Raw genomic sequence first — 24,937 nt, forward strand, 5'->3', positions numbered from 1 at the left:
CGAACCCTGTGGAGGCTCCCGCTCAGACGATCCTGGTGAAGGGCTCGGCGAAGTGGGCGGTGCCGATGATCCCGCCCTCCGCCCTGACCCGTTCGAGCAGTTCCACGCGCGTGGCGGCGGCCAGCTCGGGGTCGGCGTCGTAGAGGTAGGGCACGCGAGGGTCCTCCAGCTGCACCGGATGCAGCACCACGTCGCCGGTCAGCACCAGATCGCCGACCTGCACGACCTGGTGGCCGGGGGTGTGCCCGGGGGTGAGCAGCACCCGGATGCCGGGCAGCACCTCCGCCCCGCCGTCCACCGCCTGCACCCGCTCGCCCAGCGGCCGGACGACGTGATCGAGGACCGCCTCGCCCGCCGCGTCGATCTCGGCGCGCTGCAGGACGTGCCGGGCGTTGGCGAAGACCGGTGCCCCCGCGACCACCGCGCCGCTCGCGTGGTCGCTGTGCAGGTGCGTGACGACCACCGCGTCCACCTCCTCGGGGGCCGTCCCCACCCGGGCCAGTTCCGCGCCCAGGACGCCGGGCACCGGCGCCCAGCTCGCCGCGGGCGAGTCGCGGGGGCCGATGCCGGTGTCGACCAGCACCGTACGGCCCGCCGCGTCGCGCAGCAGGTAGCAGTGGAAGTGCAGGATCCACTCGTCCGACTCGCCGTGGCGGCCACCGGGGAACATCTGCGGCATCGGCCGCCGGATCGCGTCGCCCATCTGTCCCACCGCGTCGCACAGCGGGAACACCTCGACCCCGGCGACCGTTATGGGTTGATGTAGCATCCGCTCTCCTGTTCGGGATGGGGCAACGGTGCTACCGTGATACCGGGCGTGACGCACCGCTGGCTAGGCCGCGTGCGATGATCCGCCCCCGTTTCTCGCTTTTTCTCTCGGCACCGCCCCTGTCTCAGGCGTGCGGTCCCGATCTTCCGATCCCCTGTGAAAGGTCACTCATGACCGCCGAACCCGTTTTCAAAGAACCCACCGTCGAGAACATCACCGCCAAGAAGGTGCCGCGCCCCCGTGGAGGCGACGCGGGCACCACCGGGAAGACCCCCCGCAGGAACGGCGCGACCGCGGCCGGTCGGCCCCCTGGACGCGGCGCCCCCGCCGAAACCGTGACCGTGACCGGGCTGCTCGACGTCCGCGACCGGATCGGATACCTCAGGACCGGCGGTTACCTGCCGTCCCCGCGCGACGTCCGCGTGCCCCAGTCCCAGATCTCCGAGTACGGCCTGCGCCCCGGCGACCACGTCGTGGCCACCGCACGGGCCCCGTACGAGAGGCTGGAGGGGGTGAAGAGCGTGAACGGCGCCGCCGCCTGGCGGCACCGGCCCGACTTCGCGGACATGACCCCGATCCACCCGCGCGACCGGCTCCGCCTGGAGACCGGGTCGCTGACCGGCAGGGTCGTCGACCTGTTCACGCCGGTCGGCAAGGGCCAGCGCGGGCTGATCGTCGCCCCGCCCAAGGCGGGCAAGACGATGGTCCTGCAGGACCTGGCCGCCGCGATCACCGCCAACCACCCGGACTGCCACCTCATGGTCGTGCTCGTCGGTGAGCGTCCCGAGGAGGTCACCGAGATGCGCGAGTCCATCCACGGCGAGGTCGCCGCGTCCACGTTCGACCGCCCCGACCGCGACCACACCGCCGTCGCCGAGCTCGCCGTCGAGCGCGCCAAGCGCCTCGCCGAGGCCGGGCACGACGTCGTCCTCCTGCTGGACTCCCTCACCCGGCTCGCCCGCGCGTACAACAACCTCGCCCCCGGCGGCGGGCGCACCCTCGCCGGAGGCATCGACGCCACGGCCCTGCTCCCCCCTCGCCGCTTCTTCGGCGCCGCCCGCAACCTGCGCGACGGCGGCTCGCTCACCATCCTCGCCACCGCGCTGGTCGAGACCGGCTCGCGGATGGACGACAGCCTCTTCGAGGAGTTCAAGGGCACCGGCAACATGGAGCTGCGCCTCAGCCGCGCCCTCGCCGACAAGCGCCTCTATCCCGCCGTCGACCTCGACGCCTCAAGCACCCGCCGCGAGGAGATCCTCCTCGACCCTCGGGAGCGGCAGCTCACCTGGCGGCTGCGCCGCACGCTGGGCGGCCTGGAGCGGCAGCAGGCCCTGGAACTCCTCACCGGCAGGCTCAGCGAGACCTCTTCCAACGCGGCCTTCCTCCAGCAGATCCAGCAGACCGCCTGATCCGCCGTCCCCTCCGGATCCAGCGGACCACCCGAACCCCCGCCCCCGTCCGGCACGACATCCCGGCTTCCGCGGGACGCGAGATGATGGGGAGATGCTGGACGATGTCGTCGAACACCTCGCCTGCCCGGTCTGCCGCGGCTCCCTGGAGCTCGGGGAGCAGGTCCTGCGGTGCGCCCTGGGGCACGGCTTCGACGTGGCCAGGCAGGGATACGTCAGCCTGCTGACGGGGTCCCGGATTCCGGGAACGGCCGACAGCGCGGCCATGGTGGCGGCCAGGGACGAGTTCCTCGCCGCCGGGCACTACGCCCCGCTGGCGGAGGCGGTCGCCGGCGCCTGCCGTACCGGCGCGAAGGTGGTGGCCGACGCCGGTGCCGGGACGGGCCACTATCTCGCGCGGGCGCTCGACGGGCTGCCGGATGCGGCCGGGGTGGCGCTGGACGTCTCCAAACACGCGATCAGGCGGGCCGCGCGGGCCCATCCCCGGCTGGGGGCGGTGGTGGCCGACGTGTGGAGACCGCTGCCGCTGGGAGATGACACGATAGATGTGCTCCTCAATGTGTTCGCCCCCAGAAATGGGGCAGAGTTCGCACGAGTGCTCAAGGGGGACGGTGAGCTCGTCGTGGTAACACCGACCTCGCGGCACCTATCGCCACTGGTGGAGCGGCTGGGGCTCCTGTCGGTGGACGACTCGAAGGAGCGGCGTGTGGCGGAAAGCCTGAACGAGTACTTCGTCGAGACCGGCCGGAGCACTCTCGCGTTCGAGATGGCCCTGGGGCATGACGCGGTCGAGGCGGTCGTGGGAATGGGGCCCAGCGCCTGGCACACGGATAGGGAAGTTATGCGAAGAAAGATCGCAGAACTCCCAGAAATGTGCCTCGTGGAGGCTTCTTTCCGCATGTCTATCTTTAAGCACCGTCTCTGAGCAAGCTGTGTGCTTGACAGCCCCCTTCGGGGCACCTGTTACTGATGTGACTTTTAGTCCGAAATTCCCTGACATTACTCAAGCAATTAGCCGGTGAAGACGACATACTGGACCGCAATCCGGCGAGCCCGCGCCTGGACGCGTGAAGCTGACGCCTTGACGGAGGGAAGCGCCATATGAAGGCGGAGGAGCGCTGGCAGGCCAGGTTCCGTGCGCCGCGCGCGACGTTGCCCGTGTGGGCGTGCCAGGCTCCCAGCCGGTCCGTCTACCGCAGCAACGCCTCGGGGGCGTGGGAGGTCTACGCCTGGGACCGCGCGGGCGGCTCCGCCCGTCAGGCGACCTCCAGGCCCAAGGGCACCTCGCACGGCGCGATCGATCCCACCGGGCAGTGGATCTGGTGGTTCGACGACACCGACGGCGACGAGTGGGGCCGGTGGATGCGCCAGCCCTTCTACGGCGGTCCCGACCAGCCGGTCGACCTCGCCCCCGGCTTCCCCGCCGGGCTCGGGCTCTCGGCGACGGGCGACGCGGTCATCGGCATGGCCAGGCCGGGAGAGGGCTTCACCATCCATCTCGTACGGCCGGGCGAGCCCGCGCGGACGATCTACGAGCACACCGAGGCGGCCGCCGTCTCCGCGGTCTCCCTGGACGGCTCGCTGATCGCGATCAGCCACAGCGAGCACGGCGACGCCCGGCACCCCGGGTTGCGCGTGCTCCGGCGCAACGGCGAGGTCGTCGGCGACCTGCACGACGGCCCCGGCAAGGGGGTCGTCGGCCTGCGCTTCGCCCCGCTGTCCGGGGACCGCCGCCTGCTCACCCTGCACGAGCGCAGGGGCCGCCGCGAGCCCCTCGTCTGGGACCCCGAGACCGGCGACCAGCGGGAGATCTGGCTGCGCGACCCGGGCGAGATCACCGCCGACTGGTACGACGACGGCCGCTCGCTGCTCGTCGTGCGCGGCAACCGGGGGCGCACCTACCTGACCCGCTACGACCTTCCCGGCGGCGGGCTCTTCCCGATCGAGACCCAGCACGGCGTGATCGACGCCGCCGCGCCCCGCCCCGACGGCTCCGTCGAGTACTCCTGGTCCAGCGGAGCCCACCCGCCGCTGATCCGGTCGACCAGCGGCCACGTGGTGATGAACCACGGCGGCCCCACCTCACCCCCGTCGGTCCCGGTCGAGGACGTGGACGTGGAGGGGCCAGGCGGCCGCATCCACGCCCTGGTCTCCCGCCCCGAGCGCGGCTCGGGCCCCTTCCCCACGGTCTTCATGCTGCACGGCGGGCCCACCGCCCAGGACGACGACTCCTTCGTGCCGCAGGTGGCCGCCTGGGTGGACCTCGGCTTCGCGGTCGTACGGGTCAACTACCGGGGCTCCACCGGATACGGCTCGGCCTGGCGGAACGCCCTGCACGGCGACGTCGGGCACATCGAGCTGGCCGACGTGGCCGCCGTCAGGGACACGATGGTCGACCGCGGCGTCTGCGACCCCGACCGGCTGGTGCTGTCCGGCGCCTCCTGGGGCGGCTACCTCACGCTGCTCGGCCTGGGCACCCAGCCCAAGATGTGGGCGGCGGGCATCGCCACGGTGCCGATCGCCGACCACGTCGCCACCTACGAGGAGGAGACGGAGGCGCTGCGCTCCTACCACCGCGCGCTGCTCGGCGGCTCGCCCGAGGAGCAGCCCGAGCGGTACGTGAACAGCTCGCCGATCACCTACGTCGACCAGGTCGAGGCCCCGCTGCTGATCCTCGCCGGGGAGAACGACCCGCGCTGCCCGATCGGGCAGATCGAGGCGTACGTGGCCCGGCTCGCCGAGCGCGACCACGAGCACCAGGTGTACCGCTACGACGCGGGCCACGGCTCCCTGGTCGTCTCCGAGCGGATCGCGCAGATGTCGGCCCAGCTGGACTTCGCCAGGAAGCACGTGAACACCGACGTCTGACCCGCATGCCCGGTGAGGTGTGACGGTCTCCGCCCGTACGGTCCCCAGGTCGTGCGGGCGATCTCGCCTGGCCGGTGAACGGCCCCGTCAACGGTCTCGTCCACCGGGTGGACGACCCTCGTCAGCGGGCCCGCAGGACCACGATCGCCATGTCGTCGGCGCTCGGCTCGGGGGCGAAGTCCTGGACCGCGCGGCGGATCCGCTCGGCGACCGCCCGCGCCGACAGCCCCACGCACTCGGCCAGCAGCTTGGCCAGCCCCCCGTCGTCGTCGAGCAGCCGCCCGTCCCTGCGACGCTCGGTGACCCCGTCGGTCACCGCGAGAAGCACGTCGCCGGGGTCGAGGTGGACGAGCTCCGCCTTGAAGGTCGCCTCGGGGAAGACGCCCAGCAGCGACTGCGAGGTCACCACGGCCTCCACGGCGCCACTGGGCCGCAGCCGCAGCGCCTCCGGGTGCCCCGCGGAGACCATCGCCACGTCCAGGCCGGTCGGCACGGGCTTGATCTCCCCGTGCAGCAGCGTCAGGAAGCGGGCGCGCTCGCCCTCTTCCAGGATGGCCTGGTTGAGGCGGTCGAGGACGGCGGCCACCCCGTACCCCTCCCGTGAGAGCAGGCGCAGGGTGTGGCGGGCCAGGCCGGTGACCGCGGCGGCCTCGGGGCCGGTCCCGCAGACGTCGCCCACCGCGAACCGCCAGGAGCCGTCGCCCGCCGCGAAGAGATCGTAGAAGTCCCCGCCGACCTCGTTGGTCTCCCCCGCGGGCTCGTAGACCACCGCGGGGTCCAGGCCGGGGATCTCGCCGGGCTCGTCGGGCGGGAGCAGGCTGCGCTGCAGGGCCCGGTTGGCCGCCGCCTGGGTGGCGTACAGCAGGGCGTTGTCCAGGGCGAGCGCGGCGCGGCGGCCGATGTCCTCGGCGTACTGGAAGACGTCCTCGGCGAACCGGTCGGGCCGCCCCAGGCACATCGCGCCCAGCGTGCGCCCGCGCGCGAGGAGCGGGATGACCAGCACCTGCGAGTCGGCGAACTGCATGGATCCGCCGGCCTGCGGGATCTGGACGCTGGCGAGCTCCTCCCGGAGCCCGTCGATGCGCCGCTCGTCGGTGTGCCAGAGGTAGGCTGGACGCTGCGGGCCGCCGCCGTTGCTCCAGGTGTAGACGGCACACCAGGTGGCCAGCCGTGGCACCACGATCTGCGAGATGATCGCGGGCACCATGTCAGGGTCGAGCGTGCCCGCCAGCAGGTCGCTGGCGTCGGCGAGAAAACCCATCCATATCGGCCCGCGGCTGGGTTCCTCGGCGGTCCACTCCGAGGACGGCCGCCCGGAGGAGCCGGGCAGCCGGATCCTGGCCCAGTGCGTGCGCTGCTGACCGGCGAAGGTGACACCCCATTCCTCCACCGGTACGGACGGGGCGCCGGGGCTCGCGTCGGGAGCCTGTCTCTGGCGCACCTCGATCTGCAGCCCGTCGCCCAGATGGCTCCAGACGATCTCAAAAGAGGCATCGGTCGCCTGCGACGACAGGTCGGCCGCCAGCCGCTCTGCGACCGCCAGAACAGGCGCGGCGGCCCAGGCGGTCATCACCTCGATGGTGAACCGCCTGGCGGCAGGAACGGCCGTGTGTCCTGGGGCGAAGGTCGCCGCCAGGACGGCGCGTGGAGCACTGGTCACTGTTCCGTGACTACCACACTTCCCGTTGACATGGGGTGAATCGAAGGTGGGACTACACATTGCGCACCGTGACAGACTGGGGTGACTCACGGCTGCGCCCCCGGGAGTCAAGGAGGTCATATGACCACGGTCAACACCGTGCCCGACGTCGAGGAGCGACGTTACAGCGAATCGGATCTGCGACCAATCTTGCAGACGCTCATCACCTGGCGCGACGGTGACTTCCGCCGCCGGGTGCCGCACGCCCCGCCGGGAATCCTCAGCGAGATCCGCCTGCTGCTCAACGAGGTGGCCGATCGCCGCGAGCACCTGGCCAACGAGCTGCACCGGGTCCGCCGCGAGGTGGTGAAGGAGGGCCGCTTCGGCGAGCGCCTCACCCCCGGTCCCGGCGTGGGCTCATGGGCCGAGAGCGTCGATTCGGTCAACACGCTGATCGACGCGCTCGTGGGCCCGGTCAGCGGGGCCGCGGACGTGATCGACGCGGTCGCCAAGGGTGATCTGTCCCGCCGGATCGATCTCGACCGCGGTGCCAGGGGCGAGGTGCGCCGCCTCGGCAAGGCGATCAACGGCATGGTCGACCAGCTGTCGCTGTTCACCTCCGAGGTGACGCGGGTGGCCAGGGAGGTCGGCACCGAGGGCCGCCTGGGCGGCCGGGCGAACGTGCGCGGCATGTCGGGAAGCTGGCGCGACCTCACCGAGGCCGTCAACACCATGTCCAGCCGCGTCTCCGCGCAGGTCCGCGACATCGCCGCGGTGACCACCGGGGTCGCGCGAGGCGACCTGAGCCGCAAGGTCACCGTCGACGCGGTCGGCGAGATGTTCGAGCTGAAGAACACCGTCAACACCATGGTCGACCAGCTGCTGGCGTTCGCCGAGGAGGTCACCCGGGTGGCCCGCGAGGTCGGCACCGAGGGCCAGCTCGGCGGCCAGGCGCAGGTGCGCGGCGTCTCGGGGGTCTGGAAGGACCTCACCGACAACGTCAACGTGATGGCGGGCAACCTGACCACCCAGGTCCGCGCCATCGCGGCGGTCTCCACGGCGGTGGCGCAGGGTGACCTGTCCAAGAAGATCACCGCGGACGCGCAGGGCGAGATCCTCCAGCTCAAGGACACCCTGAACACCATGGTGGACCAGCTGTCGATGTTCGCCGACGAGGTCACCCGCGTCGCCCGCGAGGTCGGCACCGAGGGCCAGCTCGGCGGCCAGGCCCGCGTACGCGGCGTCTCCGGGGTCTGGAAGGACCTCACCGACAACGTCAACTCCATGGCCAACAACCTCACCTACCAGGTCCGCAACATCGCCGAGGTCACCACCGCGGTCGCCAACGGAGACCTGACCCGCAAGATCGACGTGAACGCGCAGGGCGAGATCCTTGCGCTGAAGACCACGATCAACACCATGGTCGACCAGCTGTCGTCGTTCGCCTCCGAGGTGAGCCGCGTGGCCCGCGAGGTCGGCTCCGAGGGCCAGCTCGGCGGCCAGGCGCAGGTGCCCGGTGTCTCCGGCACCTGGAAGGACCTCACCGACAACGTCAACGTGATGGCGAACAACCTGACCACCCAGGTCCGCCAGATCGCCGCGGTGTCCACCGCCGTCGCCCAGGGCAACCTGTCCAAGAAGATCACCGCGGACGCGCAGGGCGAGATCCTCCAGCTCAAGGACACCCTGAACACCATGGTGGACCAGCTGTCGATGTTCGCCGACGAGGTCACCCGCGTCGCCCGCGAGGTCGGCACCGAGGGCCAGCTCGGCGGCCAGGCCCGCGTACGCGGCGTCTCCGGGGTCTGGAAGGACCTCACCGACAACGTCAACTCCATGGCCAACAACCTCACCTACCAGGTCCGCAACATCGCCGAGGTCACCACCGCGGTCGCGTCCGGCAACCTGACCCGCAAGATCGACGTGAACGCGCAGGGCGAGATCCTCGCGCTGAAGACCACGATCAACACCATGGTCGACCAGCTGTCGTCCTTCGGTGCGGAGGTCACCCGCGTCGCCCGCGAGGTCGGCTCCGAGGGCAAGCTGGGCGGCCAGGCCCGTGTCGAGGGCGCCGAGGGCATCTGGAAGCGCCTCACCGAGAACGTCAACGAGCTCGCCGCCCGCCTGACCACCCAGGTGCGCGCCATCGCCGAGGTCACCACCGCCGTGGCCACCGGCGACCTGACCCGCTCCATCACCGTCGACGCCGAGGGCGAGATCGGCGAGCTGAAGGACAACATCAACATGATGGTGGCGGTGCTGCGCGACACCACCACCGCCAACCAGGAGCAGGACTGGCTGAAGTCCAACCTGGCGAGGATCTCCCGCCTGATGCAGGGCCACCGCGACCTGATGGAGGTCGCCAAGCTCATCATGAGCGAGCTGACCCCGCTGGTGTCGGCCCACTACGGCGCCTTCTACCTCGCCGAACCCACCGGTGACCGCGACCTGCACCTCATCGCCGGGTACGGCGCCCGCTCCGGCAACGGCCCCCGGCAGCGGTTCGCGACCGGCGAGGGCATCGTGGGCCAGGCCGCGATGGAGGGCAGGGGGATCATCCTCGGCAACGTGCCCGCCCGCTACCTGACCGTCGACACCGGCCTGAGCACCTCCACGCCCGCGCAGATCGTCGTGCTGCCGGTCCTGTTCGAGACGCAGGTGCTCGGCGTGCTGGAGCTGGCCTCGTTCAGCGAGTTCAGCGAGATCCACCACGACTTCCTGAACCAGCTCGTCGAGACCATCGGTGTCACGATGAACACGATCATCGCCAACTCCAGGACCGAGGACCTGCTGACCGAGTCGCAGCGCCTCACCACCGAGCTGCGGGAGCGTTCCGACGAGCTCCAGCGCCAGCAGGAGGAGTTGCGCCGCTCCAACGCCGAGCTGGAGGACAAGGCCGCGCTGCTGGCCAAGCAGAACCGGGCCATCGAGATCCAGAACTTCCAGATCGAGCAGGCCCGCCGCACGCTGGAGGAGCGCGCCGAGCAGCTCGCGGTCTCCTCCCGCTACAAGTCCGAGTTCCTCGCCAACATGTCCCACGAGCTGCGCACCCCGCTGAACAGCCTCCTCGTGCTGGCCAAGCTGCTCACCGAGAACGCCGACGGCAACCTCACCGCCCAGCAGGTGGAGTTCGCCAGGACCATCCACGGCGCCGGCTCGGCCCTGCTGCAGCTGATCAACGACATCCTCGACCTGTCGAAGGTCGAGGCGGGCCGGATGGACATCCACCCCCAGCAGATCTCCCTGCCCAAGCTCGTCGACTACTTCGAGGCCACCTTCGCGCCGCTGGCCCAGGACAAGGGCCTGTCGTTCACCGTCGAGGTCGATCCCTCGATCCCGCAGGAGCTTCGCACCGACGAGCAGCGCCTGCAGCAGGTGCTGCGCAACCTGCTCTCCAACGCGATCAAGTTCACCCCCAAGGGAGAGGTGCGGCTGCGCGTGATCCACGCCAGGCGCGCCGTCTCCTTCGTGGACGACACCCTGCGCGGCGCCGACGGCATCCTCGCCTTCGAGGTGGTCGACACCGGCATCGGGATCGCCTCCGACAAGCTGGAGGTCATCTTCGAGGCGTTCCGCCAGGCCGACGGGACCACCAGCCGCAAGTACGGGGGGACGGGCCTGGGCCTGTCCATCTGCCGGGAGATCGCCCGCCTGCTCGGCGGCGAGATCCACGTGATCAGCGAGGTCGGCGAGGGCAGCACCTTCACCCTTTACCTGCCCCCGTCGTACGGCGGGCCGCTGGCCTCGCGCGACGGCGGGGCGAGCGCCCCCAGCTCCTCCCCCCGTAACCCGGCGCTCGTCGGCGTGCTGGAGGAGCCGGAGGACCTGCCGGAGCTGACGTTCAACGACGACATGCCCCTGCCGCAGTTCCCGCAGGGCGAGGGCAAGCCGTGGAAGGGCGACGACCCGCTGACCGGGGCGAAGATCCTGATCGTGGACGACGACATCCGCAACGTGTTCGCGCTGACCAGCGTGCTCGAACGTTACGGCTCCACGGTGATCTACGCGGAGAACGGCCGCGAGGGCATCGAGCAGCTCGAGCGCAACGAGGACGTCTCCCTCGTCCTGATGGACATCATGATGCCGGAGATGGACGGTTGGGCCACCACCTCGGCGATCCGCCGGATGCCCCAGTTCGCGGATCTGCCGATCATCGCGCTAACCGCTAAGGTCATGCGAGGTGACCGGGAGAAAAGCATCGCGTCCGGCGCCTCCGACTACGTGCCCAAGCCCGTGGACGTCGACCGCCTCCTGGAGAGGTTGCGCGGCTGGCTGACCCGGGGCAAGCCGGCCGGCGACTCCAACGAAGGCGTGTGATCGATGCCGGACAGAGCCAAGATTCTCCTGGTCGACGACCGGGAGGAGAACCTGATCGCGCTCGAGGCCATTCTCAGCTCGCTCGATCTGATACCCGTCCGGGCCAAGTCGGGGGAGGAGGCGCTGAAGGCCCTGCTCGGCACGGAGTTCGCCCTGATCCTGCTCGACGTCCGGATGCCGGGCATGGACGGGTTCGAGACGGCGGCCCACATCAAGCGCCGCGAGCGCACCCGCAACATCCCGATCATCTTCCTGACCGTGGTCGACAGCGCGCCCGACTACGCCTTCCGCAGCTACGCGGCGGGCGCCGTCGACTATCTCACCAAGCCCTTCGACCCGTGGGTGCTCCGGGCCAAGGTCGCGGTGTTCGTGGAGCTCTACAACATGAACCGCAGGCTGGCCGAGCAGGCCACCATGCTCCGCGAGCGCCTCGGCGCGGAGCTGCCGTCCGGTGAGGCGTCCGACCAGGCAGCCGTGCTGCCCGAGCTGTCCAGGCGCCTCACCGCCGTCGAGGAGGAGCTCGGCCGGGTCGCCGAGCTGGCCCGCAAGAGCGGCGACCCCGCCCTCGCCGGGCCGGTGGCCGACCTGTCCAACCGCATCGACCACCTGCGCGCGGGCTTCGACGCCCTTACCTGACGGACGTTCCCACGGTGCGTTTCTGAGCGTTGTGCGCGTCTCGCGTTTCTGAGCGCTGTGCGCGTCTCGCGTTTCTGAGCGCTGTGCGCGTCTCAGCGGCGGGCGCGCTCCAGGGCGTCCCAGAAGCCGCGGCGCAGGGCGTGGCGGACCTCGTCGTGCAGGAGGAAGTCGATCGGCAGGGAGGAGCCCTGGAGCAGGCGTGCCTCCAGGTCCGAGGGCATCCGGGGCTTGCGGGCGAGGACCGCCTCCAGCCACAGGGCGGGCGCGTCCTTGGCCACGGACTCGCCGAAGTCGTGGCCTTCCTTGTGTGCGGCCTGCACCGCGTCGGAGAGAGTCGTCGCGGTGCCGGTTCCGGAGCTCTGCGGGGGAACCGGGGCCGGCTGGGGACCGGTGTAGGCGCCCATCTGCGGGGACTGGTAACTCGGCATGCCGCCGGTGTTGCCCAGCGAGTACTGAGGCGCGGCCGGCAGCGGGCCGGTGTGGTTGCCGGCGGCCGCGTGCGAGGGCGCGGAGGAGGGCGAGGACGGCGGGGCCGGCGAGGGCGGCGGTGCGGCGGGAGTGACCGGGGTGATCGGCGACTCCTGGGTGTAGCTCGGGTAGGTGGAGGGCAGCGCGGGCTGGGCGTGGGCCGCACGGGAGGTCTGGACCGCGGGGATGGGGCTGGTGGCCGGGGCGCCGTTGCTGCCGCCGGCGCCGCGGGAGGTGGTGGACTGGCCGTTGCCGGAGCCGTGCTGGTGGCCGTTGGCCACCAGGGCGGGCGTCTCGCCGCTGAGCAGGCTGACGTGGGGGCGCAGATGACCGGCGCCGATCTCGATCAGGTCGTCGCACTCCTGGCGCAGCGTGCGGGAGACGGCCCAGCTGCCGTCGGCGCTGATGTGGACCACGGTGACCCGGATGCCGAGGTCCTGGGCGTCGCAGACGACCTGCGCCAGGTCCTCGTCACCGCTGACCACGACCGCGTCGCAGACCGCGCCGTTGCGGGCCAGGGTCATCAGGTCGCGGTGGACCTGGGCGTCGACGCCCTCGCGGCGGCCGGGGCGGATGCGCGACAGGCGGAGCTTGAGGCCGGGGATGTCGGCCAGCGTGTCGTGTTCCGGGGTGCGACGGCCCTCCACGGTCGCCTCGTACCAGTAGCAGCGCAACAGTGGCAGGCCGGTGCGCTCTCTCGACAGCTTGTTGAGCAGCTGGAGCAGCCCCGGGTAATCCCAGGAGACGGACTCGCGGTGGCGGGTACCGTGCACCGCCATCGCGCCGTCGGCCAGCAGGTAGCCGGCGTCCACGAACAGCGCGCAACGATCCACACGACACCGCCCTTCCTACGTGGCCCGATCCTTCGGTTCAGACAAGCCTGAAAGAACCCCTAAGAGACCGGACAGACGGCCCTTCCTCAGGGTAATCAAGCAGCTGACCATCCGAGGGTGAATCCCGACGATTCCACCCGCGCTCGACCATACGCTGGACCGTTCACGCCGACCGTACCAGTTTGTCCCGTTCGTGGATCCCCCTGCGAGGTGCCACTCGCTCGGTTTCCCGCCACCCCGCCCCGTATGTCCCCGCTGGGCCCCCACTGTGCCCCCGTTGTGTCCCCGCGCCCCGCATGCGCCTTCGCCGTCCCCTCGCCCCGCATGCGCCTTTGCCGCACGGCGGACCCGGGCGAACGGCGCGCCCCTCCTCCACCACCGGGGACATGGTTCTTCGACCACGGAGGACGCCCACCGGGAAAGCGGCAGGACATCTCTTCCCCGGCCCTGCCGGCACCGTCTACACCGCCGACACCGCGCGGCCCTGGCACCGCGCGGCCCTGGCACCGCGCGGCCCTGACACCGCGCGGCCCTGACACCACACGGCCCGCGCACGCCGTCAGAAGGCGGTCTGCACGCTCACCGCCGCCGCGCCGAACAGCAGGACGTCCTGGCGCGTGCTGAGCTCCAGCACCGGGTCGCGGCCGAGGGGCGTCCGGAAGCGGTCCACGTCCGTGCCGAAGGTCGTGCCGGTGCCCCGCGCCCCGGCGGCGGACCCGTCGAAGGGATTGCGCGGGTCCCGCTCCCCGCCCGCGGGCCGCAGGGGCCGTCCGCCGATCCTCACCCGATCCCCCATGACGCCCGCGTCACCCTCCCAGGTCACCAGGGCCAGCCTCGCGGGGGCGCCGGAGCCTGAGGGGGTGAGCCCTCCGAGCGGCATCCGCGCCGAGCGGTGCCCCCCGTCCAGCACCGTCGCGGTGTCCACGACGACGGCCTGGCTGTACGGCCGGCGCGGGTCGGCCACGATGATGACCAGGCTCCAGCCGGCATGGCGCGCCACCCCGGACCGCACGGAGGCGTCGGCCACCCAGTACGTCCCGCGGACCGTGCCCAGCAGACGCGTCACGTCGGCGAACGCCTGGTAGCCGCGTCCCGCGGGCAGCTCCCGCTCCACCACCTGCGTGGCCCTGACCTGCCGGTACCGCTTCTCGCCCGGCACCTTGAGCTTGATCCGCCCGCTGGGGGGCGCGCTCGCCGACCAGTAGAGTCCCGCCCAGACCACCTTGCTCGCCGCCGGCAGGACGAGCCGGGCGGCGCTCGAACTGCTCGTCGAAAGATCCCCGTCTCGGTCGAGGGGACGCATCTCCCAGCTGTTGTTGTCGCGCCTGCCGCCCCGCCGCGAGTGGGCGGCCTCGCACGCGGGCTCCGAGGGCGCGCAGCTCATCAGGGTGTTGCCGATCGCGGAGACGGCCACCCGGCCGTCGGTGGCGAACCGGGCCGGGGCGCCCGTCGCCCGTACCCCGCCGCGCGACCTGGCCGCCACCCGCGTCCCCGCGGTGGAGACCGTGACCGAGGGCACCGCCCCGTAGGGCGCGTCGCCCGACACCAGGACCCTCAGGAAGACCGCCGTGGCCCGGCCCGCGGGCAGCGGGCCGCGGACGCAGCGGGCACCCCGGCTCCTCGCCCGGCAGGACCAGCCGTCGACCGTGCCGACCGGCGTGACGCCGCCGACGGCGTTTCCCCTGCGGGACCCGGACGGCAGCGTCACGCCCCGCGGCAGGCCGACGTCGGCGACGACCTCCTCGCTCTGACCTCGGCCCGCGTTGCGGAGACGCACCACGACGATCCCGGCCTCGGACCTGACCAGGGCGCCGAGCGCGTCGATCTTGGCCACCAGGCGGGGGGCGAGCCAGGAACCCGTCCGGCCGTCCTGCCCCGCTCCTGCCGTCCCCGTCGGTGTCCCCGTCAATGTCTCCGTCGGCGTCTCCGCCGGGTCACCGCTCCCGGCTCCCGTTTCCCCGAGTTCGACGCCTGGTGCCGCACCGGCACTCGACCCACCGGATCCGGGCGTCGTACCGGTCCCGGCGGGCTCGCGGCCGGAACCCGCCGTCCGCCCGGAGAGTGACGGTACGGGCGAGCCGGAGGTGTCCGGCCCGTCCGAGGCCTCCCGCGGGGCGGGGGAGCCGGGCGCGGGGGCCATGACGATCGGCTCGGAGGCCGTGCTCGGCCCGGGGGCGGGTCCCTCGGCCGACACCAGCACGAGGGCCGCGGCCACCGCGACCGCGGTCGCCATCGCGCCGGTCGCGACGGCGCGCCGTACGGACCGGGGAGCCCGGTGCCATCGCCCGGCCAGCCCGCCACCCGCCGTGGCGCCCATCCTGGCGAGTGCCGTCAGGTAGGCGGGGAACGCGGGACCTGCGACGAGCGGCCCGATCACCGAGCGGATGCCCTGGCCGATGCCGGTCAGCTCCGCGAGCACCGCGCGGCAGCCGGAGCAACCGTCCAGATGCCTGTCGATGATCCTGCCCTGTTCCCTGGGCAGGCCGCCGCGGGTGTAGGGCCCCAGCCTGGCCAGCACGGGCCGGCACTCGGGGGCGGACGTCTCGGCCAGGTGGATGCGCAGGCACGCCTGGCGCGTACCCTCCCGTGCCCGGTGGGCGAGCGCGGCCGTGCCGTTGACCGTCAGGCCCAGCAGGAGCCCGACGTCCTCGACCCTGAGCCTCTCGACCTCGGCGTGCCACAGGACGAACTGCCACCGCTCGGGCAGGGAGAGGAACGCCCTGGCCACCGGCGAGCGTTCCAGGCCCGCCACCGACGGGTCGACCAGAAACACGCGCGGGCCGGAAGGGGACTCTCCGTCCGCCCGCTCGTCGATCTCCCCCTGCGCCCGCTCGCCGGTCTCCGCGTCCTCTCCTTCCTCTGCGTCCTCTGCGTCCTCTGCGTCCTCTGCGTCCTCTGCGTCCTCTGCGTCATCTCCGTCCGCGCTCTCGCCGGTCTCCTCCCGCGTCCTTCCGCCGGCCTCCCCCTGCGCCCGCTCACCGGTCTCCCCCGCCGCTTTCCTGCCGGCTTCCGGCCCGGCGGCCGCCGGGCCGCTCCCCGTACCGGTCGTACCGGGACGGGCGTCGGCGGGACGGGCGTCGGCGGTACGGCGGAGGGCGGTGAGCAGGTAGGCGCGGAACGCCTGTTCAGGGCCGTGTCCCTGGGCGATCACGTGGTGGACATCGGCGAACGTCCTCTCCACGGCGCCCTCGACGTCGGCCTCGCCCGGCAGGAGCAGGCGGGCCAGGGCATGCGCCGCGGGGGCGTGCCGCTGATGGAGCACCCGGTAGGCGGCCACGTCGCCGTTCCTGGTGGCAGCCAGCAGTTCAGCGTCGCCTTGAGATGTTTTCACACTCATTGTGACCTCACCATTACCTGGAGTTGCCTGCCGGATAATCCCGCAGTACGCGCCGCGAGTAAACCCGGATCGCACTTTTGCCACCTCCGGCCCGAAACTCGCGTTACGGCGGCCCGGTTTCCCGGCGGGGTCCGATCGGACGGGTTCCGGGATCGCCCTAACCTTGTGCCATGAGCGATCGCGAGAACCTGCTGGCGGAGATCAAGGGCAAGGCCGTGGTGCACGGCAAGGTCGTGCTGTCCTCGGGCATGGAGGCCGACTTCTACGTGGACATGCGCAGGGTGACCCTTGACGGGCAGGCGGCGCCGCTGGTGGGGCGGGTCATGCTGGACATCACCGAGGACCTCGACTACGAGGCGGTCGGCGGCCTGACTCTGGGCGCCGACCCGGTGGCGACCGCCATGATGCACGCGGCGGCCGCGCGCGGCGGGAGGCTCGACACGTTCGTGGTCCGCAAGGCGCAGAAGACCCACGGCATGCAGCGCCGGATCGAGGGACCGGACGTGTCGGGGCGGCGGGTGCTGGTGGTCGAGGACACCTCCACCACCGGCGGATCCCCGCTGACCGCGGTGGAGGCGCTGCGCGAGGCGGGCGCCGAGGTCGTGGCGGTCGCCACGATCGTGGACCGGGGCGCCGCCGCGGCGATCGCCGGGGCGGGACTGCCGTACCGGACCGCCTACGACCTGGCCGACCTCGGCCTGGCCTAGAACCACGCCCTCCGGCCCCCGGCCCGGCCTGGCCTGATCTGCCCGGCCCAGCCCGACCAGGCCCGACCCGGCCCGGTCTGCTCTGGAGCCGCGTACAGGGGCCGGAGGACTTTTCGCGCGGGGGATCCGGAGCCGGCGGGAGGGCCGGGGCTACTTGCGGGAGACCGTGAACTCCTGGCGCTCCCCCGCCTTGCCCGGGGAGCGGACGGCCCCGTTCACCTGGACGCGGACGGCGGCGGAGTCGGCCAGGACGACGTCGACCTTGGGATCGAAGGCCTGGAACCGCTCGCCGCGGGTCAGCTCCCGGTCGAGGAGCACGTCGCCACCGGTGACCTTCAGGAAGACCGTGGGGCAGTGTTCCCGCATGCACTCGACGAGGACCGTCGGGACGCGCTCGGGGGCGGCGGAGGGGGGCGGGGAGACGGCGGCGGACGACACGCCGGCCGAGGGGGCGGGCGACGCGACCGTGTCCGTACCGGAGCCCAGGCTGCCGAACAGCGAGAGGGCTCCGAACACGATCAGGGCGACGAGCGCCAGCACCGCCAGTCCGACGAGGACCAGGCGCGCGATACCCATGGGGTCAGACCTGTGGCGTCCCACACTGTGGAGGTTAGCGGTTCGTGAGGAGATTTCACGACCGTCCCGGCGGATCGGCCGGGAAGAACGGGGATCCGGAAGATCGTCCGCACCCGCCCAGGTCGTGCGCCCCGGGCTCTCCGGCCGGGGAGGGGCCGGGGATAGGTTGGAGACACGGCCGGGGTACATCGGTACGGATCGAAGTGGTACTGGAGCTATCCGGCCGGGCATGAACCCGGGATACTGGCCCACGGGCTATGTCCTCATAGCCACGCGCCAGCTGTTCACAGCCGTCTCCAGGGAGATGACACGATGCCTATCGCTACTCCAGAGGTCTACGCCGAGATGCTCGACCGGGCCAAGGCAGGCGGTTTCGCCTACCCGGCCATCAACGTGACCTCGTCACAGACCCTCAACGCGGCGCTCAGGGGGTTCGCCGAGGCGGAGAGCGACGGCATCGTCCAGGTGTCGACCGGCGGCGCCGATTTCCTCTCGGGCACCACGGTCAAGAACATGGTGACCGGCTCGGTGGCGCTGGCGGAGTACGCCCGCGTCGTCGCGGCCAACTACCCCGTGACGATCGCCCTGCACACCGACCACTGTCCCAAGGACAAGCTGGACGGTTTCGTGCGCCCGCTGCTCGACATCTCCCTCGAGCGGGTGGCCAGGGGCGAGGACCCCCTCTTCCAGTCGCACATGTGGGACGGCTCCGCCGTGCCGCTGGACGAGAACCTGGAGATCGCCAAGGAGCTCATCGAGAAGACGGCCCGCGCGCGGATCGTCCTGGAGGTGGAGATCGGCGTGGTCGGCGGCGAGGAGGACGGCGTCGTCGGCGAGATCAACGAGAAGCTCTACACCACCACCGAGGACGCCCTCGCGACCGCCGAGGCCCTGGGCCTGGGTGAGCGGGGCCGCTACATGCTCGCCGCGACCTTCGGCAACGTGCACGGCGTCTACAAGCCGGGCCACGTCAAGCTCCGCCCGAGCGTGCTCAAGGAGATCCAGGACGCGGTCAGCGCCAAGTACGGCACGGAGAAGCCGTTCGACCTGGTCTTCCACGGCGGCTCCGGCTCGCTGCTCGAGGAGATCCACGAGGCCATCTCCTACGGCGTGGTGAAGATGAACATCGACACCGACACGCAGTACGCCTTCACCCGCCCGATCGCCGACCACATGTTCAGGAACTACGACGGCGTGCTCAAGGTCGACGGCGACGTCGGCAACAAGAAGGTGTACGACCCCCGCTCCTACGGCAAGGCCGCCGAGACCTCGATGGCGGCGCGCATCGTCGAGGCCGCCCAGCACCTGAAGTCCGCGGGCACCAAGATCTCCTAAGGCCGCGAAAGCGCCACGGCGGAAGGTCGCGCGAGATCGGCTTCCGGAAAGACTCCGGGGGCCGATCTTGGCCTGACGCGGGTACACCGGGTAGGACTGTCGTTATGGAATCGCACGAGAACCTCCTCGCCGGCCCGCCGCCCACCCTGCTCCCGGACCTGCCCGAGGCCCGGGAGGCGCTGGAATCCGGCGCCCAAGCATCCGACGTCGCCGCGCGCTTCCCCGCGTACCCGGCCGCCTGGGCCGTACTCGCGGACGAGTACTTCGCGGCGGGACACGCCGTGACGTCGTACGCCTTCGCCCGCACCGGCTACCACCGCGGCCTGGACCAGCTCCGCAGGGCGGGCTGGAAGGGTCACGGCCCGATTCCCTGGCAGCACCTTCCCAACCAGGGGTTCCTGCGCTGCCTGCACGCGCTGGCCCGCGCCGCCCAGAGCATCGGGGAGAAGGAGGAGGCCGAGCGGTGTTTCCAGTTCCTGAAGGACTCCAGCGCCGAGGCGTCCGAGGAGCTGACCAGCCGCTGACCAGGCGCTGTCCGGCCCCCGGCCCCGCACCCGGTCCCACCCCTGATCCGCCTCGCTGAGCCGTCGGTCAGCGTCCGGCCCGTCCCCGGGATCTCTCACCGCACCCCTCTTTCGCGAGGTGGGAGATCCCCATTTCGGACGCCGTCGGGTATTCTCTCCACGCAAGAGCCCCTGTCGCGATTGCGTCAGGGGTTTTCGTTTTTGTGGTGGGAGACTCACGATGCCGGCTGTCGTTCTCGTTGGTGCCCAGTGGGGCGATGAGGGCAAGGGTAAGGCGACCGACCTGCTCGGAGACCAGGTCGACTACGTCGTCAGATACCAGGGGGGCAACAACGCGGGCCACACGGTCGTCATCGGCGACCAGAAGTACGCGCTGCACCTGCTGCCCACGGGAGTGCTCTCCCCGAACGTCGTCCCCGTGATCGGCAACGGCGTCGTCATCGACCCGGGCGTGCTGCTGAGCGAGATCGACGGGCTGGAGGCCCGCGGGGTCTCCTCCGAGCGCCTGCTGATCTCCGCCAACGCGCACCTGATCATGCCTCACCACAAGGCCCTCGACAAGGTCACCGAGCGCTACCTCGGCAAGGCCAAGATCGGCACGACCGGGCGCGGCATCGGCCCCGCGTACGGCGACAAGATCTACCGGATGGGCGTGCGGGTCCAGGACCTGCTGGACCCGGGCATCCTGCAGAAGAAGATCGAGGTCGCGCTGGGCGAGAAGAACCAGATCCTCACCAAGATCTACAACCGCCGGGCGATCGACGCGGGCAAGGTCCTGGAGGAGTATCTCGGCTACGCCGAGCGCCTCACGCCGCACATCGCCGACACCTCGCTGATCCTCAACAGGGCGCTGGACGAGAACAAGGTCGTGCTGCTCGAGGGCGGGCAGGGCAACCTGCTCGACATCGACCACGGCACCTACCCCTTCGTCACCTCCTCCTCCCCGACGAGCGGCGGCGCCTGCTCCGGTTCCGGCATCCCGCCGACCCGGCTCACCGGCGTGATCGGCATCCTGAAGGCGTACACCACCCGCGTCGGCTCCGGCCCGTTCCCGACCGAGCTCGACGACGAGATGGGCGAGTGGCTGCGCACCACCGGCGGCGAGTACGGGGTGACCACCGGCCGCAACCGCCGCTGCGGCTGGTTCGACGCGGTCATCGCCCGCTACGCCACCCGGATCAACGGCGTCACCGACTACTTCCTCACCAAGCTGGACGTGCTGTCCGGCCTGGACAGGATCCCCGTCTGCGTCGCCTACGAGGTCGACGGCGTCCGCCACGACGAGGTCCCGATGACCCAGACCGACTTCCACCACGCCAAGCCGGTGTACGAGGAGTTCCCCGGCTGGAAGGAGGACATCACCGGTGCCCGGAGCTTCGAGGACCTGCCCGCCAACGCGCAGGCGTACGTGAAGGCCCTGGAGGAGATGAGCGGCGCCAGGATCTCGGCCGTCGGCGTCGGCCCCGGCCGTACCGAGACGCTCCAGATCCACTCGATGCTCTAGTTTCCACGGTTTCCGCGGTTTTCACCGGTACGGCCCGCGCCCGGCGTCGCCGAGGGGCGAGCCGTACCGGAGGATCGGCGCCCGGGGTGGATAAGGTCCCTGTGTGCATGCCGAGATTCACGGTCACCGCGGCGCCCGCGGGCTCCGTCCCGAGAACACCCTGCCCGGCTTCGCCCACGCCCTCGAACTGGGTGTCGACGCGCTGGAGCTCGACGTCGCGCTGACGGCCGACCGGCGGCTGGTGCTCACCCACGATCTCACCGTGTCCCCGGTGACCAGCGCCGACGTCCGCCCCGCCTTCGCGGGCGACCCCGCCTTCCCGTACGTGGGCCGGCCCGTCGGCGCGCTCACGCTGGCGCAGCTGCGCACGCTGGAGTGCGGGGTACGGGTGCCGCGCCACCCCGGCGACCGTTTCGCCCCGACCCAGGTGCCGGTGCCGAACACCCGGATGCCGACCCTGGGCTCCGTGCTGGGGCTGATGGACGCGTACGGCGCCGACGGGGTGCGGGTGCACGTGGAGCTGAAATCCGATCCGACCCGGCCCGACCTGAGCGCCGACCCCGCCGAGTTCACCGAGATGGTCGTCGCCGAGCTCGACCGCCACCGCCGGCTCGACCGGGCGGCGATCCTCAGTTTCGACTGGCGCGTCCTGCGGATCGCCCGCTCGCTGGCCCCCGCGACCCGGCGGTACGCCCTGATCGAGCGCGCCACCATGGACAGCGTCTGGCTCGACGGCCTCCGCCTGGAGGACTTCGACGGCGACGTCCCGGCCGCCGCCGCCGAGGCCGGGGGCACCACGCTCTCCCCCGAGCACGTGATGGTCGACCGGGAGTTCGCCCGGCTGGCCGAGAAGGCCGACCTGCCGATGGCGGTGTGGACCGTCAACGACCCGGAGCGGGCCGCGGAGCTGCTCGACCTCGGGGCGGCCGCGATCGTCACCGACTATCCCGACCGGATGATCGCCCTGTGGGCCGGGCGGGGCATGCGCGTCCCCAGGCCGGTCACCCCCGCGCACCCCCTGAGCGCCTGAGGGCCGGGGTGCGGAGCGCGGGAGATCACATCCAGCCGTTGCGGCGGAAGCCTCGGTAGAGCAGCGTGCAGGCGACGACCATCACGCCGATCACCACCGGATAGCCGAACACGGAGTCGAGCTCGGGCATGTGCTCGAAGTTCATCCCGTAGATGCCGGCGATCATCGTGGGGACGGCCATGATGGCGACCCACGAGGAGATCTTCCGCATGTCCTCGTTGGCGAGCGCGTTGGAGCGGGCGAGCGCCGCCTGCAGTATGGAGTTGCAGAGCTCGTTGGACGACTCGACCTGCTCGCAGACGCGGGCGAGGTGGTCGACGACGTCACGGAAGTACTCGCGCATCTCGGAGGGGATCATCCGGCGCTGGGCCAGCGTGGACATCGGCGACTGGAGCGGCATGACGGACCGCTTCATCTCGATCATCTCGCGCTTGAGGTTGTAGATCCGGCCGATGTCGCGGGCGCTGACGTCGGCGAAGACCATGGCCTCGACGTCCTCCAGCTCGGCCTGCATCCGGTCGGCCACGCTGAGGTACCTGTCGACGACGTGGTCGGCGATCGCGTGCAGCACCCCGGTGGGGCCCCGGTTGAGGAGCTTGGGCTTGTCCTCGAGGCGGGCGCGCACCTCCGAGAGGGGGCAGTGGCTGCCGTGGCGCACGGTCACCACGAAGTCGGGGCCGACGAACACCATGAGCTCGCCGGTGCCGATGATCTCGCTGGTGGCGGTCAGCACGTCGTGGTCGATGTAGGCGACGGTCTTCAGGACCACGAACACCGAGTCGCCGTAGCGCTCGACCTTGGGCCGCTGGTGAGCCTTGACGGCGTCCTCGACGGCGAGCGGGTGCAGGGCGAAGACCTCCGCCAGCCACTCGACCTCGGGGGCGTCGGGCTCGTGCAGGCCGACCCAGACGAAGGCGTTGCCCCCGCCGGAGCCCTTGCCGGAACCCCCGTCGGAGGCCGCGTCGTGGGCCGCGTTGTGGGCGCGGACGATCTCCAGGGCGTCGGGGATGCCCAGGGCGTCGATCTTCTTGCCGCCGACGTAGGCGGCGTACTCCACGAGCGAGTCGCTCGGCGGGACGCAGACGCCGGTCATCCGCTCACGGAGCGAGACGGCGGGCACGTGCGCGGCACGGATCGTGCGGGTGTGCTTGATACGGGGAAAAAGAAGCGAGGAGCGCATGGCGAGCCTTTCCCGCCCAACCTGGCGGGATCCACACGCGATGCGATGTCACCCCCGGTGAGGGAGGTGATGCGTGTGGCGCCGGTCGGGCACCGAGATGGGGTGGTCGAGGGTGCGCACAGCAGGAGTGCGCGAGCACGTACTGCTGGGATCGCCAGAGGACATCCCGAACCACCTCCAATCAGCAAGAGACACGCAAAGCCACCCAAAAGTTAACACGATCGGGGGGACGTCTCTCAGTTTACTCCCAGGTTCAAGTGTTGATCATGCACAACCAGACAAAATTCACACGCCCTTTACGGCGTCTCCCCCCGGGTACGGGTGCCCGGCGTCGTCCACAGGCTGTGGACGACGCCGCGGATCCGCGTCCGCCGCGGGCCTCCCGAAGTGCCGGCCTCCTGCTCGCGGGGAGCGGGGGAAGCCTGGCGGACGCGGGCTCGGAAAGCCGTCCGGGGCCGCGGGACCCGGGGGTGGCGGGCGCGGGCCCGAGGGGGACGCCGGGGGGACGATAGGCTCTGACGAGTGCGCGTTCTTGTGATTGGATCCGGCGGGCGTGAGCATGCCCTGTGCCGGTCGCTGGCGGCGGACCCCCAGGTCACCGAGGTTCACTGTGCTCCCGGAAACGCGGGTGTCGCGCAGGTCGCGACCCTGCACCCGGTGGCGCCGACCGACCCTGCCTCGGTCACCGAGCTGGCCGGAAGGCTCGGGGCGGACCTGGTCGTGATCGGCCCCGAGGCACCCCTGGTCGCCGGGGTCGCCGACGCCGTCAGGGAGGCCGGGATCCCCTGCTTCGGGCCCTCGCGGGAGGCGGCGCTGATCGAGGGTTCCAAGGCCTTCGCCAAGGACGTCATGGTCGCGGCGGGCGTTCCCACCGGGCGGTCGCACACCTGCGTCACGCCCGAGGAGGTCGCCGCCGCGCTCGACGAGTTCGGCACGCCGTACGTGGTCAAGGACGACGGCCTGGCCGCCGGCAAGGGCGTGGTGGTCACCGGCGACCGCGACGAGGCGCTCCGGCACGCCGCCGCCTGCGGGCGGGTCGTGATCGAGGAGTTCCTCGACGGCCCCGAGGTGTCGCTGTTCGCGCTCTGCGACGGCTCCACCGCCGTGCCGCTCCAGCCCGCCCAGGACCACAAGCGCGCCTACGACGACGACCAGGGCCCCAACACCGGCGGGATGGGCGCCTACACCCCGCTGCCGTGGGCGCCGGACGACCTCGCCGACCAGGTGATGGCCGAGACCGTCATGCCGACCGTGACCGAGCTGGCCAGGCGCGGCACGCCCTACACGGGGGTGCTGTACGTGGGGCTGGCCCTCACGTCCAAGGGCCCGAAGGTGATCGAGTTCAACGCCAGGTTCGGCGACCCGGAGACCCAGGTCGTGCTGGACCGGCTGGAGACGCCCCTCGCGGGCCTGCTGCTCGCCTGCGCGAACGGGACGCTCGACCGGTTCGGGCCGCTCTCCTACCGCGACGGCGCCGCGGTGACCGTGGTGATCGCCGCGGAGAACTACCCGGCGGAGCCGGTGAAGGGCGACGTGATCGAGGGGCTGTCCGACCCGGTCGAGGACGCCTACGTGCTGCACTCGGGCACCGCCCTCGACGGCGACCGGATCGTCTCCAACGGGGGACGGGTGCTCAGCGTGGTCGGCACCGGGCCCGACGTCCCCGCGGCCCGGGCGGCGGCCTACGAGGCCGTGGAGCGCATCCGGATGCGCGGCTCGCACCACCGCACCGACATCGCGGGCCGCGGCGCCTGACCTGCGGTTCCCCGGGGATGCTCATGGCCGCGGGGACGACGTGCCGATTT

Annotated in this window: 17 protein-coding genes; 11 read left to right on the plus strand and 6 right to left on the minus strand. The window is 71.5% G+C overall.

Going from position 1 to position 24,937, the window contains the following annotated elements:
• Positions 1 to 22: 22 nt before the first annotated feature.
• Entirely contained in the window at positions 23 to 769 is a 747-nt protein-coding gene (locus tag AB0G15_RS02860; protein WP_362834735.1) for an MBL fold metallo-hydrolase, read from the minus strand.
• Between the two features lie 170 nt (positions 770 to 939).
• Here AB0G15_RS02860 and rho point away from each other — a divergent pair, with 170 nt between their 5' ends.
• The 3 genes from rho to AB0G15_RS02875 all read left to right on the plus strand — a co-directional run bounded on the left by rho (position 940) and on the right by AB0G15_RS02875 (position 5,046).
• Positions 940 to 2,178 carry a transcription termination factor Rho gene (gene rho, locus AB0G15_RS02865; protein ID WP_362834736.1) on the plus strand — a complete coding sequence of 413 codons (1,239 nt, stop codon included), beginning with the start codon at positions 940 to 942 and terminating at the stop codon, positions 2,176 to 2,178.
• Between the two features lie 94 nt (positions 2,179 to 2,272).
• Complete coding sequence (locus AB0G15_RS02870) at positions 2,273 to 3,103, plus strand: putative RNA methyltransferase (protein ID WP_362834737.1); 831 nt, start codon at positions 2,273 to 2,275, stop codon at positions 3,101 to 3,103.
• A gap of 176 nt (positions 3,104 to 3,279) precedes the next feature.
• Positions 3,280 to 5,046 (plus strand): prolyl oligopeptidase family serine peptidase, encoded by a 1,767-nt coding sequence (locus AB0G15_RS02875; protein ID WP_362834738.1) that lies wholly within the window; start codon positions 3,280 to 3,282, stop codon positions 5,044 to 5,046.
• Positions 5,047 to 5,167: 121 nt separating this feature from the next.
• Here AB0G15_RS02875 and AB0G15_RS02880 read toward each other — a convergent pair whose 3' ends face one another.
• Positions 5,168 to 6,706: a PP2C family protein-serine/threonine phosphatase gene (locus AB0G15_RS02880; protein ID WP_362834739.1), complete on the minus strand. Its 1,539-nt coding sequence runs from the start codon at positions 6,704 to 6,706 to the stop codon at positions 5,168 to 5,170.
• Positions 6,707 to 6,826: 120 nt separating this feature from the next.
• Here AB0G15_RS02880 and AB0G15_RS02885 point away from each other — a divergent pair, with 120 nt between their 5' ends.
• The gene (locus AB0G15_RS02885; protein WP_362834740.1) at positions 6,827 to 11,002 is read left to right on the plus strand and encodes a HAMP domain-containing protein; all 4,176 of its coding nucleotides are present in this window, start codon (positions 6,827 to 6,829) and stop codon (positions 11,000 to 11,002) included.
• Between the two features lie 3 nt (positions 11,003 to 11,005).
• Entirely contained in the window at positions 11,006 to 11,638 is a 633-nt protein-coding gene (locus AB0G15_RS02890; RefSeq protein ID WP_362834741.1) for a response regulator, read from the plus strand.
• 92 nt (positions 11,639 to 11,730) lie between these two features.
• On the opposite strand, the gene AB0G15_RS02895 is transcribed toward AB0G15_RS02890, so the two are convergent.
• Both AB0G15_RS02895 and AB0G15_RS02900 read right to left on the minus strand, forming a co-directional pair.
• The gene (locus tag AB0G15_RS02895) at positions 11,731 to 12,939 is read right to left on the minus strand and encodes an NYN domain-containing protein (protein WP_362834742.1); all 1,209 of its coding nucleotides are present in this window, start codon (positions 12,937 to 12,939) and stop codon (positions 11,731 to 11,733) included.
• Between the two features lie 559 nt (positions 12,940 to 13,498).
• Positions 13,499 to 16,276, minus strand: a complete 2,778-nt coding sequence (locus AB0G15_RS02900) for an anti-sigma factor (protein WP_362834743.1) — start codon at positions 16,274 to 16,276, stop codon at positions 13,499 to 13,501.
• Positions 16,277 to 16,446: 170 nt separating this feature from the next.
• On the opposite strand from AB0G15_RS02900, the gene pyrE reads away from it, so the two are divergent.
• Positions 16,447 to 16,983, plus strand: coding sequence for an orotate phosphoribosyltransferase (gene pyrE, locus AB0G15_RS02905; RefSeq protein ID WP_362834744.1), 537 nt, complete (start codon positions 16,447 to 16,449; stop codon positions 16,981 to 16,983).
• A gap of 150 nt (positions 16,984 to 17,133) precedes the next feature.
• On the opposite strand, the gene AB0G15_RS02910 is transcribed toward pyrE, so the two are convergent.
• Positions 17,134 to 17,559, minus strand: a complete 426-nt coding sequence (locus AB0G15_RS02910) for a hypothetical protein (RefSeq protein ID WP_362834745.1) — start codon at positions 17,557 to 17,559, stop codon at positions 17,134 to 17,136.
• A 312-nt stretch (positions 17,560 to 17,871) separates the two neighbouring features.
• Between AB0G15_RS02910 and fbaA the strand changes: the two genes are divergently transcribed.
• From fbaA to AB0G15_RS02930, 4 genes are all read left to right on the plus strand, one after another.
• Complete coding sequence (gene fbaA, locus AB0G15_RS02915; protein WP_362834746.1) at positions 17,872 to 18,894, plus strand: class II fructose-bisphosphate aldolase; 1,023 nt, start codon at positions 17,872 to 17,874, stop codon at positions 18,892 to 18,894.
• 104 nt (positions 18,895 to 18,998) lie between these two features.
• Positions 18,999 to 19,418 (plus strand): DUF3151 domain-containing protein, encoded by a 420-nt coding sequence (locus tag AB0G15_RS02920; RefSeq protein ID WP_362689791.1) that lies wholly within the window; start codon positions 18,999 to 19,001, stop codon positions 19,416 to 19,418.
• 220 nt (positions 19,419 to 19,638) lie between these two features.
• Positions 19,639 to 20,922 (plus strand): adenylosuccinate synthase, encoded by a 1,284-nt coding sequence (locus tag AB0G15_RS02925; RefSeq protein WP_362834747.1) that lies wholly within the window; start codon positions 19,639 to 19,641, stop codon positions 20,920 to 20,922.
• Positions 20,923 to 21,025: 103 nt separating this feature from the next.
• Positions 21,026 to 21,952, plus strand: coding sequence for a glycerophosphodiester phosphodiesterase family protein (locus AB0G15_RS02930; protein ID WP_362834748.1), 927 nt, complete (start codon positions 21,026 to 21,028; stop codon positions 21,950 to 21,952).
• 25 nt (positions 21,953 to 21,977) lie between these two features.
• Here AB0G15_RS02930 and corA read toward each other — a convergent pair whose 3' ends face one another.
• On the minus strand, positions 21,978 to 23,132 hold the full coding sequence (corA, locus tag AB0G15_RS02935; RefSeq protein WP_362834749.1) for a magnesium/cobalt transporter CorA: 1,155 nt from the start codon (positions 23,130 to 23,132) through the stop codon (positions 21,978 to 21,980).
• Between the two features lie 522 nt (positions 23,133 to 23,654).
• On the opposite strand from corA, the gene purD reads away from it, so the two are divergent.
• Positions 23,655 to 24,887 carry a phosphoribosylamine--glycine ligase gene (gene purD / locus AB0G15_RS02940; RefSeq protein ID WP_362689779.1) on the plus strand — a complete coding sequence of 411 codons (1,233 nt, stop codon included), beginning with the start codon at positions 23,655 to 23,657 and terminating at the stop codon, positions 24,885 to 24,887.
• Positions 24,888 to 24,937: the final 50 nt, after the last annotated feature.

It is taken from the genome of Streptosporangium sp. NPDC023825, assembly GCF_040639575.1.
Taxonomy (GTDB): domain Bacteria; phylum Actinomycetota; class Actinomycetes; order Streptosporangiales; family Streptosporangiaceae; genus Streptosporangium.